Below are 15,935 nucleotides of genomic sequence, written 5' to 3' on the forward strand. Positions count from 1 at the left end.
GGCCCCCGAACGCCCCGTACGGGGCCCTCTCGGCGTCTTCGGGTGCTCAGGCGCGGCTGCGTGCCGACGTGACCCGGTACACGTCGTAGACGCCCTCCACGCCGCGGACGGCGCGCAGGACGTGGCCGAGGTGCTTGGGGTCGCCCATCTCGAAGGTGAAGCGGGAGGTGGCGACGCGGTCGCGGGAGGTCTGGACGGCCGCGGAGAGGATGTTGACGTGCTGGTCGGACAGCACCCGGGTGACGTCCGAGAGCAGCCGGGACCGGTCCAGCGCCTCGACCTGGATGGCGACCAGGAAGACCGAGGACTGGGTGGGCGCCCACTCGACGTCGAGGATGCGCTCGGGTTCACGGGAGAGCGACTCCACGTTGACGCAGTCGCTGCGGTGGACCGAGACGCCGCTGCCGCGCGTGACGAAGCCGATGATCGGGTCGCCGGGGACGGGCGTGCAGCAGCGGGCCAGTTTGACCCACACGTCGTCGACGCCTTTGACGACGACGCCCGGGTCGGCGCTGGAGCGGCGCTTGCGGCCCCGCCCGCGCGCGGGCGGCACGCTCTCGTCGATCTCCTCGGTGGCCGCCTCCTCGCCGCCGAGCGCCTGGACGAGTTTCTGCACGATGTTCTGCGCCGAGACGTGGCCCTCGCCGATCGCCGCGTACAGCGCGGAGATGTCCGAGTAGCGCATCTCGTGCGCGAGCGTGACGAGCGAGTCGCCGGTCAGGATGCGCTGGATCGGCAGGTTCTGCTTGCGCATGGCGCGGACGATGGCGTCCTTGCCCTGCTCGATCGCCTCGTCGCGGCGCTCCTTGGAGAACCAGGCCCGGATCTTGTTGCGGGCGCGCGGCGACTTGACGAAGCCGAGCCAGTCGCGGGAGGGGGCGGCGCCCGCCGCCTTGGAGGTGAAGACCTCCACCAGGTCGCCGTTGTCCAGGGTGGACTCCAGCGGCACGAGGCGGCCGTTGACCCGGGCACCTATGGTGCGGTGGCCGACCTCGGTGTGGACGGCGTAGGCGAAGTCCACGGGGGTGGCGCCGGCCGGAAGCGCTATGACGTCGCCCTTGGGCGTGAAGACGAAGACCTCGTTGCGGGAGAGGTCGAAGCGCAGCGACTCCAGGAACTCGCTGGGGTCCTCGGTCTCCTTCTGCCAGTCGAGGAGCTGACGCAGCCACGCCATGTCGTTGATGGCGGCGTCCTTGCCGGCCTTGCCGGTGGAGCGGGGCGCGTCGGTGCGGACCTTGGAGGCGCCGGCGACGGCCTCCTGCTTGTACTTCCAGTGCGCGGCGATGCCGTACTCGGCGCGGCGGTGCATGTCGAACGTGCGGATCTGCAGCTCGACGGGCTTGCCGTTGGGGCCGATGACCGTCGTGTGCAGCGACTGGTACATGTTGAACTTGGGCATCGCGATGTAGTCCTTGAACCGGCCGGGGACCGGGTTCCATCGCGCGTGCACGGTACCGAGGGCCGCGTAGCAGTCGCGGACCGTGTCGACGAGGACACGGATGCCCACCAGGTCGTAGATCTCCGCGAAGTCGCGGCCGCGGACGATCATCTTCTGGTAGACGCTGTAGTAGTGCTTGGGGCGGCCGGTGACGGTCGCCTTGATGCGGGCGGCGCGCAGGTCGGACTGGACCTCGTCGGTGACGATGGCCAGGTACTCGTCCCGCTTGGGTGCGCGCTCGGCGACCAGGCGCACGATCTCGTCGTACATCTTGGGGTAGAGGATCGCGAAGGCGAGATCCTCCAGCTCCCACTTGATGGTGTTCATGCCCAGGCGGTGGGCGAGCGGCGCGTAGATCTCCAGGGTCTCGCGCGCCTTCTTCTCCTGCTTCTCGCGCTTGAGGTAGCGCATGGTGCGCATGTTGTGCAGGCGGTCGGCGAGCTTGATGACCAGGACGCGCGGGTCCTTGGCCATGGCGACGACCATCTTGCGCACGGTCTCGGCCTGCGCGGCCTCGCCGAACTTGACCTTGTCCAGCTTGGTGACGCCGTCCACGAGCAGGGCGACGACGTCGCCGAAGTCGCGGCGCAGGTCCTCCAGGCCGTACTCGGTGTCCTCGACGGTGTCGTGCAGCAGGCCGGCCATGAGGGTGGCCGGGTCCATGCCCAGCTCGGCGAGGATGGTGGTGACGGCGAGCGGGTGCGTGATGTACGGGTCGCCGCTCTTGCGCTTCTGGCCGCGGTGCCAGCGCTCGGCGACCTGGTAGGCGCGCTCGATCTGGCGCAGCGTGGCCGTCTCGATCTTCGGGTCGTTGCTGCGCACTATCCGCAGCAGCGGCTCCAGGACCGGGTTGTACGGGTTGGCGCGCTGGACGCCGAGCCGGGCGAGGCGGGCGCGGACGCGGTTGGAGGAGCCGGAGCGGGCGCTCTGGCCGGTGGCCGGGCGCACGGGAGGGGCCGGCTTGGGGCGCACGGACTCGGCACTCTTCTCGACGGGGGCGGAGGAGGCGCGCTCGACCGGCCCGCGGGCGTCGTTCGTCGCGTTCTTCGCGTTCGGCGCGGGCTTCGCCGCGGCTGCCGAGGCGGACTCGGGCTTGGCGGCGGTCAGTGGCTGGGCCTCGTCTGGCAAGAGGACTCCTCGTGCGCGGTCCGGGTCCCCCGGTCAGGCTCCGGAGGTCCCATGGTAGCGATCCCGGGCTGCCGGATCGCCTCCAGCCCGCTGTGCGGGCCGTTCACCTGTGAAACGCGGGAGACGGGCACCGGATTCCTCCGGGCCCGTCTCGTCCGCCGTGCCGTGGGTGTGCGCGGCCGGGTGCGCAGGGTGCTCAGACCCGCAGCAGCGCCTCCAGCGGGGCGCCGTCCAGGACTGCTTCCAGGCGGGCACGCCCGGCCAGGAACCCCAGCTCCATCAGGACCGCGACGCCGGCGACATCGGCGCCGGCGCGGCGGATCAGCTGGAGGGACGCCTCGGCGGTGCCGCCGGTGGCGAGGACGTCGTCAACGACCAGGATCCGGTCGGCGGCGGTCAGGTCCTCGGCGTGCACCTCGATCTCGGCGGAGCCGTACTCCAGGTCGTAGGCCTGGCGGAGCGTCGCGCCGGGGAGCTTGCCGGCCTTGCGCACGGGGATGAAGCCGAGCCCCGCGCGCAGGGCGACCGGTGCGCCGAGGATGAAGCCGCGGGCCTCCAGGCCGACGATCTTCGTCGCGCCGGTCCGCTGGGCGATCTCCGCGAGGGCGTCGGTGAGGACGGTGAACGCCGCCGGGTCCGCCAGGAGCGGGGTGATGTCCTTGAACATCACCCCGGGCTCCGGGTAGTCGTCCACGTCGCGGATGCGGCTGAGCAGGAGTTCCTCGATGCCGGTCATCGCGGTCACCTGCGCTTGCCGGAGGGGCGGCCACGGCCGCGGCCGCGGGAGGCGGGCTGGTTGCGCGGGCCGACCACGGCGGCTGCGGCGTCCTCGGGCTCGTCGTCGAAGTCCGGGGCGTCCTCGGGCGCGCCGGCCACCGGGGCGCCTTCGGTGCCGGCCTGCGCCCGCTTGGCCAGAACGCGCTTCTTGAGGGCCTTCATCTGCGGCTCGCGCTCCTTGAGGTCGGCGACGAGCGGCGTGGCGATGAAGATCGAGGAGTACGCACCGGCGGCCAGACCGACGAACAGGGAGAGCGAGATGTCATTGAGCATGCCCGCGCCGAGCGCGCCGCCGCCGATGAACAGCAGGCCCGCCACCGGCAGCAGCGCGACCACGGTGGTGTTGATGGAGCGCATCAGGGTGCCGTTGATGGAGCGGTTGGCCAGGTCGCTGTAGGTCCAGCGGCTCTGCTTGGTGATGTCCTTCGTCTGCTCCTTGAGGCTGTCGAAGACGACGACCGTGTCGTAGAGCGAGTAACCGAGGATCGTCAGCAGACCGATCACCGTGCCGGGTGTGACCTCGAAGCCGACGAGGGCGTAGATGCCGGTGGTGATCGTGATGTCGTGGATCAGGGCGACCAGGGCGGCCACGGCCATGCGCCACTCGAAGGCGATGGCCAGGTAGATCACGACGAGGACCATGAAGATCGCCAGGCCCTCCCAGGCCTTGCTGGCGATCTGCTCACCCCAGCTGGGGCCGACCAGGTCGGCGTTGATCTGCTCGGCGTTGACCTTCAGGTCCTTGGAGAGCGCGTCCTTGATCTGGTCGGACTTGCCGGTGTCGATGCCGGCGATCTGGATGCGCAGGCTGCCGTCGCCGAGCTTCTGCACGATCGCGTCGTGGCCGGATGCGTCCTGCGCGAACGTCTCGGTGTCGGCGACCGAGGCGCTCATGTGCTTCGGCGTGGTGAAGACCGCTCCGCCCTGGAACTCGATGCCCATGTTCAGGCCGCGCACCGCCAGGCCGAGGATGGCCGTGATGGTGATCAGGATGGAGATGCCGTACCAGATCTTGCGGTTCTTGACGAAGTCGTAGCCGACCTCGCCACGGTGGAGTCGGGCGCCGATGCTGCCGATCTTCGACATCTCACGCCTCCTTCGGGTCGACGGGGCCGGTGGGACGGTTGGGGCGGCGGGTGCGGCGCAGCGGAGGCTTGGCACCCAGGGCCTTGGGGTCGAGGCCGGACCACTTGTGGCCGTTCGCGAAGAACTTCCTGCGGGCGAGGATCGTCATCAGCGGCTTGGTGAACAGGAACACGACCACCACGTCGAGCACGGTGGTGAGCCCGAGGGTGAACGCGAAGCCCTGCACCTTGCCGACGGTGACGATGAAGAGCACCGCGGCGGCGAGGAAGGACACGAAGTCGGAGACGAGGATGGTGCGGCGGGCGCGCGGCCAGGCGCGCTCCACGGAGGGCCGCAGCGACCGGCCCTCGCGGATCTCGTCCCGGATGCGTTCGAAGAACACGATGAACGAGTCCGCCGTGATGCCGATCGCCACGATGGCACCGCACACGGCCGGCAGGTTCAGCGCGAAGCCGATGGCCGGGCCGAGCAGCGCCATGATCACGTAGGTGAGGATCGCCGAGACCAGCAGCGAGGGGATCGCGATGACCGACAGGCCGCGGTAGAAGATCAGCAGGTAGATGACGACCAGGGCGAGGCCGATGGCGCCCGCGATGAGGCCGGCGTGCAGCTGGTCTCCGCCGAGCGCGGCGGTGACGGTGGTGACGCTGTCCTCCTTGAAGGTCAGCGGCAGCGCACCGTAGGACAGCATGTTGGACAGGCCCTGGGCCTCGGACTGGGTGAAGCGGCCCGAGATCTCCGCGTTGCCGCCGGTCAGCGCCTGCTGGACGTACGGGTTGGAGACGACGTTGCCGTCCAGGACGATGGCGAACTCGTTCTGCGGCGTCTGGTTCTGGGCCAGCTTGCCGGTGACGTCCGCGAACTTCTTGGCGCCCTTGGAGGTGAACTCCATGGTGACGGTCCAGCCCGAGCCGTTCTGCGTGTTGAAGACGGCCTGGGCCTTCTTCACATCGGTGCCGTCCACGGCGGCGGGGCCGAGGAGGAACTTCGACCACAGGCCCTGCGAGTCCTTGCCGCAGGCGACGGTCGGCTCGGTGGGCTTGACGCCCTTGCCGGCCGTGGCGCGGACCGACTCCTTGGAGCAGTCCAGGGCGGCGTACTGGGCCTGGAGCTTGGCGTTGGCGTCGCCGCCCGCCGACGGGGAGGCGGAGCCCTTCGGGGGCGTGGACCCCTTCGGGGTGGTGGACGTCTTCGGGTCCGGGCTCCCCGTGGCACCGTTGGTGGGGGTGGCGTCGGCCTTCAGGCCGTCGGTGACGGCGCGGCCCTGCTTGGTCGCCGAGGGGCTGCCGGAGCCGGAGGGCGTCTTGTCCTTGCCGCCGGTCTTGTCCGTGGCCTTGTCACCAGTGGCACCGGGCTTGCCGGAGGCGCTGGAGGAGGGGTTCGGCGTCGGGCTGGGTGGGGCCTGCGCACCGGAGGGCTCGGTGGCCAGCACCGGGCGGAAGTACAGCTTCGCGGTGGTACCGACCTGCTCCCGGGCCTGCTTGGAGTTCGTGCCCTTGGGGATGTTGACGATGATGTTGCGATCGCCCTGGGTCTGGACCTCGGCCTCCGAGACACCGAGACCGTTGACACGGCGGTTCATGATGTCGACCGCGGTGTCCATGTTGGTCTTGTTGATCGCGGATTCCTGACCGCGCTCGGGGACCGCCCGCAGGGTGATGCTCGTACCGCCGGCCAGGTCGATGCCGAGGCGCGGGGTGGTGTGCCCTGAGGCGAACATGCCTCCGGTGAGCGCCACGATGGCGATCAGGATGAGGGCCAGCGAGCGCCATGGCTTGCTCTGGGCGCTCGCGCTCCGGCCCTTCTTAGGTGCTGCCACCTTCTCGTACTCCCTCTCGGGCCGCTCCGCGCCGGTGGGCCCGGTGGGCGGCCATGACATGGTGTCGGGATCCCGCGCGAAGTGAACACGTCCCAGGGCGCGCGGGCGGTGCCGCGCGCCCTGGGTGGTGACTACTTCGCCTCGGAGTCGCCGTCGGTCTTCTTCGGCTCTGCGTCCGTCTTCGCCTCGGTGGGGGCGTCGGCGGGCTCCTCCGCCTCGGCCGCGTCCTTCTTGCCGAGGTCGATGGGCTTGTCGTCGGAGGCGGCGGAAGCGTCGGCGGCGGGCTCGTCGGTCTCGGTGAGGGAGGAGGCGTCGTCGGGGACGATGTCGGCGTCGGACTTCAGGTCGTGCTCGATGCCGTGGACGATGCGGTTGTACTCGTCGTCGGACAGGACGGTCGCGATCGCGTTCTTGGCGAAGAGCAGTTCGACGCCCGGCCCGGCGTCGACGAGGACCGTGTCGTCGTTGACCTCCTTGACCGTCGCGTACATGCCCCCGATGGTGCGGATTCCACTACCGGGCTGCATCTGGTTCCGCATGGTGGCGGCCTGCTGCTGCTTGCGCTTGGCCGACCGGGTCATCAGGAACATGGCCCCGATGAGCACGATGAACGGGAGGAGGGTCACGAGACTCACGGGTCGGAACTTCCTTCACACGACCGCGATGGGGAGCGGCCTGATGGTTGGGGGTGTGCATGGTGCCGACAAGGGCGGCATCGGCGGAGTCTAAGGGAGTCCGCGCGCAAGGAACAACGCTCAGCATGGCACCTGGGTTCCTCCCCGGGCCAATGGATCGCCGTCACGCCCCGAACAGGTCTTGTTGTCCGTTTCCCCCGCCCGGCGCACCGGGCGGGGTGAGGCCGAGATGCGCCCAGGCCGCCGGGGTGGCCACCCGGCCGCGGGGGGTGCGGGCCAGCAGGCCCTCGCGGACGAGGAAGGGCTCGGCGACCTCCTCGACGGTCTCGCGCTCCTCCCCCACCGCGACGGCGAGCGTCGACAGGCCGACCGGGCCGCCGCCGAACAGCTTCAGCAGCGCCTGGAGGACCGCCCGGTCGAGCCGGTCGAGGCCGCGGGCGTCGACCTCGTAGACGGCGAGGGCCGCCCCGGCGATCTCGCGGGTGATGATCCCGTCGGCCTTGACCTGCGCGTAGTCCCGCACCCGGCGCAGCAGGCGGTTGGCGATGCGGGGCGTGCCCCGGGAGCGGCCGGCGATCTCGGCGGCGCCGTCGGCCTCGATCTCCACGTCGAGCAGTTGCGCCGAACGGTGCACGACACGCTCCAGTTCGGCGGGCTCGTAGAACTCCATGTGCGCGGTGAAGCCGAAGCGGTCGCGCAGCGGGGGCGGCAGCAGTCCGGCCCGGGTGGTGGCGCCGACCAGGGTGAAGGGGGGCAGTTCGAGCGGGATGGCGGTGGCGCCGGGGCCCTTGCCGACGATCACGTCGACGCGGAAGTCCTCCATCGCCATGTACAGCATCTCCTCGGCGGGCCGCGACATGCGGTGGATCTCGTCGAGGAAGAGCACCTCGCCCTCCTGGAGGGAGGAGAGGATGGCGGCGAGGTCGCCGGCGTGCTGGATGGCGGGGCCCGAGGTGATGCGGATGGGCGCGCCCATCTCCGCCGCGATGATCATCGACAGGGTGGTCTTGCCGAGGCCGGGGGCACCGGAGAGCAGCACGTGGTCGGCGGTGGCACCGCGCGCGCGTGCGGCGCGCAGCACGAGGTCGAGCTGTTCGCGGACCTTTTCCTGGCCGATGAACTCGCCCAGGTCCTTGGGGCGCAGGGCGGCCTCGACGGCCTGGTCCTCGTGGTCGGCGACAGAGCCCACCAGCCGCTCGGCGGGGGGTCCGGCGGGCCGCTCGGCGGCGTCGGTGTCGGGCGTGTCGTCCCAGTTCACTGCGGATGTCTCCTAGCGGGGGCCCGGTGCGTCAGCGGGCTCGGTTCAGGGTCTGCAGGGCCGCCTTCAGGAGCTGCCCCACCTGGGGGGTGCCTCCGGCGGCCTCGGCCTGCGGTGCGACGGCTGTGACGGCCTCGTCGGCCTCCCGGGTGGCGTAGCCCAGTCCGATGAGGGCGGCGTGCAGCTGGTCGCGCCAGCCCTGGGTGACGGGTGCGCCGACCGCGGGCGCGCCGACCGGTTCGCCGAGGCGGTCCCTCAGTTCGAGGAGCAGCTTCTGGGCGCCCTTCTTGCCGATGCCGGGGACGGCGGTGAGGGCTTTCTCGTCGCCGGTGGCGACGGCGCGGCGCAGGGCGTCGGGGGCGTGCACGGCGAGCATGGCCTGGGCGAGGCGGGGGCCGACGCCGCTGGCGGTCTGGAGCAGTTCGAAGACCTGACGCTCGTCGTCGTCCGCGAAGCCGTACAGGGTCAGCGAGTCCTCGCGGACGACCAGCGAGGTGTGCAGCTTGGCGGGCTGTCCCGTACGGAGCGTGGAGAGGGTGTTCGGGGTGCACAGAACGGCCATCCCGACGCCGCCGACCTCGATCACCGCGGTGTCGGGGGCGAGTGCGGCGACCGTGCCGCTGACGAAGGCGATCATGCCGTCCGGCCTTTCGTGTGCGGAGCTGTCTCGGGGGGCGGTGCTGTCTGCCGCGGCGGGGCGCTCGTGCGCGCTGTGGCGGTGTGCAGGGCCACGGCACGCTGGAGCCGGTTCTGCGCGGGGGCGCGCCAGATGTGGCAGATGGCGAGCGCGAGCGCGTCCGCGGCGTCGGCGGGTCTCGGGGGCGCGGCGAGCCGGAGCAGGCGGGTGACCATGGCGCCCACCTGGGCCTTGTCGGCCCGGCCGCTGCCGGTGACGGCGGCCTTGACCTCGCTCGGGGTGTGCAGGGCGACGGGGATGCCGCGGCGGGAGGCGCACAGGATGGCGACGGCGCTGGCCTGGGCGGTGCCCATCACCGTACGGACGTTGTGCTGGCTGAAGACGCGCTCCACCGCGACGTACTCCGGGCGGTGCTCGTCCAGCCACTGCTCGATGCCCTGCTCGACGGCGACCAGGCGGTGGCCGAGGTCGGCGTCCGCGGGCGTGCGGACCACGCCTACGCCGACCATGGTCAGCGGCCGGCCCGCGACGCCCTCCACGACACCGACCCCGCAGCGGGTCAGCCCCGGGTCCACCCCCAGTACGCGCACGCGATCTTTCCCTTCGATCTCCTGTCCGCGCAGGCTATCGGGTGCCACTGACAACGGCGGCGGGCCGGGGGACGTGTCCCTCCGGCCCGCCGGGACCGCCGTGCGTGCGCAGCGTCAGGCGTCGACCTTCTCCATGACCTCGTCGCTGACGTCGAAGTTGGCGAAGACGTTCTGCACGTCGTCGCTGTCCTCCAGGGCGTCGATCAGCTTGAAGATCTTCTTGGCGCCCTCCTCGTCCAGCTCGACCTGCATGGTCGGGACGAAGTTGGCGTCGGCGGAGTCGTAGTCGATGCCGGCGTCCTGGAGGGCGGTGCGGACCGCGACCAGGTCGGTGGCCTCGCTGAGCACCTCGAAGCTCTCACCGAGGTCGTTGACCTCCTCGGCACCCGCGTCCAGGACGGCCGTAAGGACGTCGTCCTCGGTCAGCTCGCCCTTGGGGACGATCACGACGCCCTTGCGGTTGAACAGGTACGACACCGAGCCCGGGTCGGCCATGGAGCCGCCGTTGCGGGTCATGGCGACGCGGACGTCGGAGGCGGCGCGGTTGCGGTTGTCGGTGAGGCACTCGATGAGCACCGCGACGCCGTTCGGACCGTAGCCTTCGTACATGATCGTCTCGTAGTCGGCACCGCCGGCCTCGAGACCGCCACCGCGCTTGATCGCGGAGTCGATGTTCTTGTTCGGGACCGACTGCTTCTTGGCCTTCTGCACGGCGTCGTAGAGCGTCGGGTTGCCGTCCAGGTCGACGCCGCCCATACGCGCCGCGACCTCGATGTTCTTGATCAGCTTCGCGAAGAGCTTGCCGCGCTTGGCATCGATGACGGCCTTCTTGTGCTTCGTCGTGGCCCATTTAGAGTGGCCGGACATCTGCCTGTCTCCTTCGCGTAAACCCATCCTGTACGAACGCCCCCGTGCCTCAAGCAGCCGGGAGGTACCCCCGGAGATCCTACAAGGACTCCGCCGCCCGCATCGCGCGCACCATGTCGACGAACAGGGCGTGCACGCGGTGGTCGCCGGTCAGCTCCGGGTGGAACGACGTGGCCAGCGCGTTGCCCTGCCGGACCGCGACGATGTGGCCGCCGTGCTCGGCGAGCACCTCGGCCCCGGCGCCGACGGACTCGACCCAGGGTGCGCGGATGAAGACGCCCTCCACGGGATCGCCCTCGACGCCCTTGACGTCCACGGCGGCCTCGAAGGACTCGTTCTGCCGCCCGAAGGCGTTGCGGCGCACGATCATGTCGATGCCGCCGACGGTCTCCTGGCCGGAGCGCGGGTCGAGGATCTTGTCGGCCAGCATGATCATGCCGGCGCAGGTGCCGTAGACCGGCATGCCGTCCCGCACGCGCGCGCGCAGAGGCTCCATCACGCCGAAGAGGACGGCGAGTTTGGAGATGGTGGTGGACTCGCCGCCGGGCAGGACCAGGCCGTCCACCTCGGCGAGTTCTTCGGGGCGCCTGACCGGCCTGGCCACGGCGTCGGCCGCGGCCAGGGCGATGAGGTGCTCCCGTACGTCGCCCTGGAGGGCCAGGACGCCGATGACAGGGGCTTCGCTGCTCATGGGGTGTTACCAGCCGCGGTTGGCGTAGCGCTCGGCCTCGGGGAGGGTGTCGCAGTTGATGCCGACCATGGCCTCGCCCAGGTCGCGGGACGCGTCCGCGATGATCTTCGGGTCGTCGTAGAAGGTGGTGGCCTTCACGATGGCTGCGGCGCGCTTGGCCGGGTCGCCGGACTTGAAGATGCCGGAGCCGACGAAGACGCCCTCGGCGCCGAGCTGGCGCATCAGCGCGGCGTCGGCGGGGGTGGCCACACCGCCGGCCGAGAAGAGGACCACCGGGAGCTTGCCCAGTTCGGCGACCTCCTTGACCAGTTCGTAGGGGGCGCGCAGCTCCTTGGCGGCGGCGTACAGCTCGTTGTTGTCGCAGCCGCGCAGCTTGGCGATCTCGCCCTTGATCTGGCGCAGGTGGCGGACCGCCTCGACGACGTTGCCGGTGCCGGCCTCGCCCTTGGAGCGGATCATGGCCGCGCCCTCGGCGATGCGGCGCAGGGCCTCACCGAGGTTGGTGGCGCCGCAGACGAAGGGGGTGGTGAAGGCCCACTTGTCGGAGTGGTTGACCTCGTCGGCCGGGGTGAGGACCTCGGACTCGTCGATGTAGTCCACGCCGAGCGACTGCAGGACCTGCGCCTCGACGAAGTGGCCGATGCGGGACTTGGCCATGACCGGGATGGAGACGGCCTCGATGATGCCCTCGATCATGTCCGGGTCGGACATGCGGGCCACGCCGCCGTCCTTGCGGATGTCGGCCGGGACCCGCTCCAGGGCCATGACGGCGACGGCGCCCGCGTCCTCGGCGATCTTCGCCTGCTCCGGCGTGACGACGTCCATGATCACGCCGCCCTTGAGCTGCTCGGCCATGCCGCGCTTGACGCGCGCGGTGCCGGTCTCGGGAGCCTGGGCGGATTCGGGAAGCGTGGTGGACACGGGTGACCTCACTCGGGGGGAAAGAGGGGGTTGATGCACCCCAGAGGAAACGCGAGTGGACCAGTCCACGGCAAGGGCCAATGGTGAGTGGGTGGATCCTTTTCGGCGCTGCCCTTCGGCGGGACGGCCACCCGCGGCCGTCGCGCCGGGGTCCAGATCGCCGACGTCACCTCGCCGCCCTGGGCGCGCCGGCGCCGGGGGCCGCTAGGCGACGCGCTCGACCAGTGCCTGCGGCGGTTCGTCGTCCATCTCGAAGGCAAGGGGGAACGGGGCGTGCCCGGCCAGGCGGAACCAGCGGACCTTGCGGTGCTGGCGCAGTCTGCGGGCCGCGCCGACAGCGTCGTTGTGGAAGCGGCGGGCCATCGGCACGCGGCGCACCGCCTCGGCCAGTTCACGCGCCGCCGCCTCCCCGCCGGGGACGGCACGGACCGCCTCCACCTGCTGCGTCTCGGCGAACACCACCCGCAGCGCCTGGCTCAGCTCGCTCTCGGCGACCTCCCGCTGGTCCTCCTCGGTCTGCCGGGCGGCGTGCGCGGCCTCGTAGAGCACGATCGAGGCGGCCGGGTCGAGCACTCCCGAGGTGGCCAGTTCCTGGGCCACGGAGGCACGGCGCAGCAACTGGGCGTCGAGCGCGGCCCGGGCGGCGTCGATCCGTGCGTGCAGCCGGTCCAGCCGTCCCGCCGTCCAGCTCAGGTACAGCCCGACGGCGACGAGCGCGACAAGGATCCAGATGAGCGTTGCGGTCACGGGCGGCAAGGCTACCGGGGCGGGGAGGGGCGGCTGCCGCCGGTGGGGGCGGCTCGTCGTGGGCGGGGGGCGCTGGTCCCGTACGAGGGGGCGCCTGTCCCGGGGTGTGCGGTCCCGTACGGGTGTGTGCTGGTCCCGCGCGTGAGGTGCGCCGGCCGGCACGGGGCTTGCCCCGGTCCCGTTCGGGAAGTGCGCCCGCCCGGCGCGGGGCCCGGTCCCCGGAGTGCGCGCCCTCGGTCGTACGGGAACCGTGCCCCGCGCACACCGGAGGACGTTTCCGGGGGGCGTGCCCTGCTGAGGGACGCGCCGGCCCTCGGTCAGCGGGGCCTACGACGGTTCCTCACGTGCATCCCCGTGTTCGCACCGGAGCCGTGCCCCTCACACACCTGGCGGGCACACCCGACCCGGCCCCGACGCACCGGCGGACCCCGGCGAACCCCGGCGACGCCGCACACGCTGCACCTCCACTCGGAGCCCGCCGGACCGCCTGCTCATCCGGCCGGAGCCCGCCGGACCGCCGGCTCAGTCGCGCGCCAGGCCCAGGCGGGCGCGCAGGCCCGTGGTGCGGTCGTCGGCGGCCACCGCCGCGGCGCCCGCGGTGACCGTCTCGTAGACGGAGAGGATGTCCGCGCCGACCGTCGACCAGTCGAAGCGGCGGACGTGGGCGCTGCCGCGGGCGCGCAGTTCGGCCCGGCGGGCCGGGTCGGCGAGCAGGCGTACGGCCGCGTCGGCGAGCGCGTCCGCGTCCTCGTTGGCGAACAGCTCGCCCGCCTTGCCCTGGTCGAGGACCTGGGCGAAGGCGTCGAGGTCGGAGGCGAGGACCGGCGCACCGGCGGACATCGCCTCGACGAGGATGATGCCGAAGCTCTCTCCCCCGGTGTTGGGGGCCACATACAGGTCGACGCTGCGCAGGAAGCGCGCCTTGTCCTCGTCGCTGATCATGCCGAGGAACTGCACGCGCGCGTGCAGTTCCCGCGGCAGGCTCGCCACGGCCTCCTCCTCGTCGCCGCGGCCGGCGACCAGCAGCCGGGCTCCCGGGTGGGCGGCGAGGATCTTCGGCAGGGCCCGCATCAGCACCGGCAGGCCCTTGCGGGGCTCGTCGATGCGGCCCATGAAGCCGATCGTGCGCCCCTGCCACTCGGGCCGGGGCTCGGCCCGCGCGAAGAAGTCGACGTCGACGCCGTTGGGGATGACCACCGCGTCCCCGCCGAGGTGCTCGACCAGGGTGCGCCGGGCGTACTCGCTCACGGCGATGCGGGCGCTGATCTTCTCCAGGGCGGCCTGGAGGATGGCGTACGCGGCGACCATCGCCCTGGACCGGGGGTTGGAGGTGTGGAACGTGGCCACGATCGGCCCCTGCGCCGCCCAGCAGGTCAGCAGGCCCAGGGACGGCGAGGTGGGCTCGTGGATGTGGATCACGTCGAAACGGCCCTCGTGCAGCCAGCGCCGTACCCGGGCCGCCGAGAGGAAACCGAAGTTCAGGCGGGCCACCGACCCGTTGTACGGCACCGGGACCGCGCGGCCGGCCGAGACGACGTAGGGCGGCAGCGGGGTGTCGTCGTCGGCGGGGGCGAGGACGGACACCTCGTGGCCGAGGCGGACGAAGTACTCGGCGAGGTCGCGGATGTGGAACTGCACGCCCCCGGGGACGTCCCAGGAGTACGGGCAGACGATGCCGATCCTCACGCGCGCTCCCCGTCCCCGGGCCGGGGTTCCAGGTCCGCGAGCCACAGTCGCTGCAGCATGTGCCAGTCCTCCGGATGGTCGGCGATCCCCGAGGCGAAGGCATCGGCCAGCGCCTGTGTCATGGCAGACGTCTTCTCGGGCCGCGTACCTGTCTCGGGTACCTCGATCGGGGGATGGACGCGCCCCTGCATGACGGACGAGTCGTCGTACCAGAGGGTGACGGGCAGGAGCAGGGCGCCGGTCTGCTGGGCGAGCAGGGCGGGCCCGGCCGGCATGCGGGCCGTCTCGCCGAAGAACTCGACCTCGACGCCGGAGGCGGACAGGTCGCGGTCGGCGACCAGGCAGACCAGGCCGCCGTCGCGCAGCCGCCGGGCGAGCGTGCCGAAGGCGGAGCCGCCGCTGTGCGGCAGGACCTCCATGCCGAGGCCCTCGCGGTAGGCGACGAACCGGTCGTAGAGCGTCTCGGGCCTGAGGCGTTCGGCGACGGTGGTGAAGGGCGTGTCCAGTTCGGTGGTGACCCAGGCGCCCGCCAGGTCCCAGTTGGCCAGGTGCGGCAGGGCGAGGACGACGCCCTTGCCGGAGGCGAGGCCGTCGGTCAGGTGGTGCACGTCCTTGGGGGCGAAGCCGCCGCGCACCCGCTCGGGGCTCCAGGCGGGCAGCCGGAAGGACTCCATCCAGTAGCGCAGGTAGGAGCGCATGCCCGCGCGGGACAGCTCGGCCAGCCGCTCGGGGGACGCGTCGGGCACCACGCGCGCGTAGTTGCCCTCCAGCCGCAGGACGCCCTTTCCGCGCCGCTTCCAGGCGAGGTCGGCGATGGTGCGGCCGAGCCGTACGGCGGCGGGTTCGGGGAGCTTCTTGACGGTGCTCCAGCCCAGGCCGTAGAGGGTGTCGGCGAGCCGCTCGCGGGCGCTCATGCCGACGCCCCGCTCCCCTGGTTCTCCTGCCGGGCGGCCTCGGCGTCCGCCTCGGCCGACTCACGGCGCACGGTGACGACGCGCTGGACGAGGGTGACCAGGCTGCCGGCGGCGACGATCCACAGGGCGATCGGCAACAGATACTGGATGCCGGGCACGCCGAACTTGTGCAGGCCCGCGAAACCGGCCGCCACCAGGGAGATCACCAGCCGCTCGGCGCGCTCGACGAGCCCGTTGACGGCGACGGGCAGCCCGATCGACTCGCCCCGCGCCTTGGTGTACGACACCACCTGGCCGCTGGCCAGGCAGAAGATCGACACCGCGCACAGCATGTTGTCGTCGCCCCGCCCGGCGTACCACAGGGCGAAGCCGCCGAAGATGGCGCCGTCGGCGACCCGGTCCAGCGTGGAGTCCAGGAAGGCGCCCCAGCGGCTGGAGCGGCCGAGCTGGCGGGCCATGTTCCCGTCGACGAGGTCGGAGAAGACGAAGAGCGTGATCACGACCGTGCCCCAGAAGAACTCGCCCCGGGGGTAGAAGACCAGCGCGCCCGCGATCACCCCGGCGGTGCCCAGGAGCGTGACCGTGTCGGGGCTCACTCCCCGGCGGATGAGAAACGCGGCGAACGGTGTGAGGACACGCGTGAAGAATGCACGCGCGTACTTGTTCAGCATGGCCTTCCCGAGGGTCGCTGTCGGCGGGCGGCCCCTGCTGGCCACCGGCTGGCCCATCGTAGTCACGCGC

At 71.6% G+C, this 15,935-nt stretch carries 15 protein-coding genes; all 15 read right to left on the reverse strand.

Annotation, left to right across the window (positions count from 1 at the left end):
* Positions 1 to 46: 46 nt before the first annotated feature.
* On the reverse strand, positions 47 to 2,566 hold the full coding sequence (locus tag ACFC02_RS01525) for a RelA/SpoT family protein (protein ID WP_376350620.1): 2,520 nt from the start codon (positions 2,564 to 2,566) through the stop codon (positions 47 to 49).
* Between the two features lie 196 nt (positions 2,567 to 2,762).
* Positions 2,763 to 3,302, reverse strand: coding sequence for an adenine phosphoribosyltransferase (locus ACFC02_RS01530; RefSeq protein ID WP_376350622.1), 540 nt, complete (start codon positions 3,300 to 3,302; stop codon positions 2,763 to 2,765).
* A gap of 5 nt (positions 3,303 to 3,307) precedes the next feature.
* Positions 3,308 to 4,429: a protein translocase subunit SecF gene (gene secF, locus ACFC02_RS01535; RefSeq protein WP_376350625.1), complete on the reverse strand. Its 1,122-nt coding sequence runs from the start codon at positions 4,427 to 4,429 to the stop codon at positions 3,308 to 3,310.
* A gap of 1 nt (position 4,430) precedes the next feature.
* On the reverse strand, positions 4,431 to 6,248 hold the full coding sequence (gene secD / locus ACFC02_RS01540) for a protein translocase subunit SecD (protein ID WP_376350628.1): 1,818 nt from the start codon (positions 6,246 to 6,248) through the stop codon (positions 4,431 to 4,433).
* A gap of 131 nt (positions 6,249 to 6,379) precedes the next feature.
* A complete protein-coding gene (gene yajC / locus ACFC02_RS01545; protein ID WP_376350630.1) occupies positions 6,380 to 6,883 on the reverse strand; it encodes a preprotein translocase subunit YajC in 504 nt (167 codons plus the stop codon).
* Positions 6,884 to 7,046: 163 nt separating this feature from the next.
* Positions 7,047 to 8,141, reverse strand: a complete 1,095-nt coding sequence (gene ruvB, locus ACFC02_RS01550; protein WP_376350633.1) for a Holliday junction branch migration DNA helicase RuvB — start codon at positions 8,139 to 8,141, stop codon at positions 7,047 to 7,049.
* 31 nt (positions 8,142 to 8,172) lie between these two features.
* Positions 8,173 to 8,778, reverse strand: a complete 606-nt coding sequence (ruvA, locus tag ACFC02_RS01555) for a Holliday junction branch migration protein RuvA (protein WP_376350636.1) — start codon at positions 8,776 to 8,778, stop codon at positions 8,173 to 8,175.
* The gene (gene ruvC, locus ACFC02_RS01560) at positions 8,775 to 9,368 is read right to left on the reverse strand and encodes a crossover junction endodeoxyribonuclease RuvC (RefSeq protein WP_376350639.1); all 594 of its coding nucleotides are present in this window, start codon (positions 9,366 to 9,368) and stop codon (positions 8,775 to 8,777) included. Before ruvC ends, ruvA begins: the two co-directional genes overlap by 4 nt.
* 114 nt (positions 9,369 to 9,482) lie before the next feature.
* Entirely contained in the window at positions 9,483 to 10,235 is a 753-nt protein-coding gene (locus ACFC02_RS01565) for a YebC/PmpR family DNA-binding transcriptional regulator (protein WP_360965355.1), read from the reverse strand.
* Positions 10,236 to 10,314: 79 nt separating this feature from the next.
* The gene (gene pdxT / locus ACFC02_RS01570; protein WP_376350644.1) at positions 10,315 to 10,926 is read right to left on the reverse strand and encodes a pyridoxal 5'-phosphate synthase glutaminase subunit PdxT; all 612 of its coding nucleotides are present in this window, start codon (positions 10,924 to 10,926) and stop codon (positions 10,315 to 10,317) included.
* 6 nt (positions 10,927 to 10,932) lie between these two features.
* The gene (pdxS, locus tag ACFC02_RS01575; protein WP_376350915.1) at positions 10,933 to 11,781 is read right to left on the reverse strand and encodes a pyridoxal 5'-phosphate synthase lyase subunit PdxS; all 849 of its coding nucleotides are present in this window, start codon (positions 11,779 to 11,781) and stop codon (positions 10,933 to 10,935) included.
* A 270-nt stretch (positions 11,782 to 12,051) separates the two neighbouring features.
* The gene (locus ACFC02_RS01580; protein WP_376350646.1) at positions 12,052 to 12,594 is read right to left on the reverse strand and encodes a hypothetical protein; all 543 of its coding nucleotides are present in this window, start codon (positions 12,592 to 12,594) and stop codon (positions 12,052 to 12,054) included.
* 522 nt (positions 12,595 to 13,116) lie between these two features.
* On the reverse strand, positions 13,117 to 14,280 hold the full coding sequence (locus ACFC02_RS01585; RefSeq protein WP_376350649.1) for a glycosyltransferase family 4 protein: 1,164 nt from the start codon (positions 14,278 to 14,280) through the stop codon (positions 13,117 to 13,119).
* Complete coding sequence (locus ACFC02_RS01590) at positions 14,277 to 15,194, reverse strand: phosphatidylinositol mannoside acyltransferase (protein WP_376350652.1); 918 nt, start codon at positions 15,192 to 15,194, stop codon at positions 14,277 to 14,279. Before ACFC02_RS01590 ends, ACFC02_RS01585 begins: the two co-directional genes overlap by 4 nt.
* Positions 15,191 to 15,922: a phosphatidylinositol phosphate synthase gene (pgsA, locus tag ACFC02_RS01595; RefSeq protein ID WP_376350918.1), complete on the reverse strand. Its 732-nt coding sequence runs from the start codon at positions 15,920 to 15,922 to the stop codon at positions 15,191 to 15,193. The genes ACFC02_RS01590 and pgsA overlap by 4 nt, the downstream gene beginning before the upstream one ends.
* Positions 15,923 to 15,935 lie beyond the last annotated feature (13 nt).

It is taken from the genome of Streptomyces sp. NPDC056160 (genome assembly GCF_042268205.1).
Lineage (GTDB): Bacteria > Actinomycetota > Actinomycetes > Streptomycetales > Streptomycetaceae > Streptomyces.

Coding starts and splice junctions, on each gene's coding strand:
- ACFC02_RS01530 (WP_376350622.1), bottom strand. CDS start 3,302: ATGACCGGCATCGAGGAACTCCTGCTCAGCCGCATCCGCGACGTGGAC.
- secF (WP_376350625.1), bottom strand. CDS start 4,429: ATGTCGAAGATCGGCAGCATCGGCGCCCGACTCCACCGTGGCGAGGTC.
- ruvA (WP_376350636.1), bottom strand. CDS start 8,778: ATGATCGCCTTCGTCAGCGGCACGGTCGCCGCACTCGCCCCCGACACC.
- ACFC02_RS01565 (WP_360965355.1), bottom strand. CDS start 10,235: ATGTCCGGCCACTCTAAATGGGCCACGACGAAGCACAAGAAGGCCGTC.
- pdxT (WP_376350644.1), bottom strand. CDS start 10,926: ATGAGCAGCGAAGCCCCTGTCATCGGCGTCCTGGCCCTCCAGGGCGAC.
- pdxS (WP_376350915.1), bottom strand. CDS start 11,781: ATGGCCGAGCAGCTCAAGGGCGGCGTGATCATGGACGTCGTCACGCCG.
- ACFC02_RS01590 (WP_376350652.1), bottom strand. CDS start 15,194: ATGAGCGCCCGCGAGCGGCTCGCCGACACCCTCTACGGCCTGGGCTGG.
- pgsA (WP_376350918.1), bottom strand. CDS start 15,922: ATGGGCCAGCCGGTGGCCAGCAGGGGCCGCCCGCCGACAGCGACCCTC.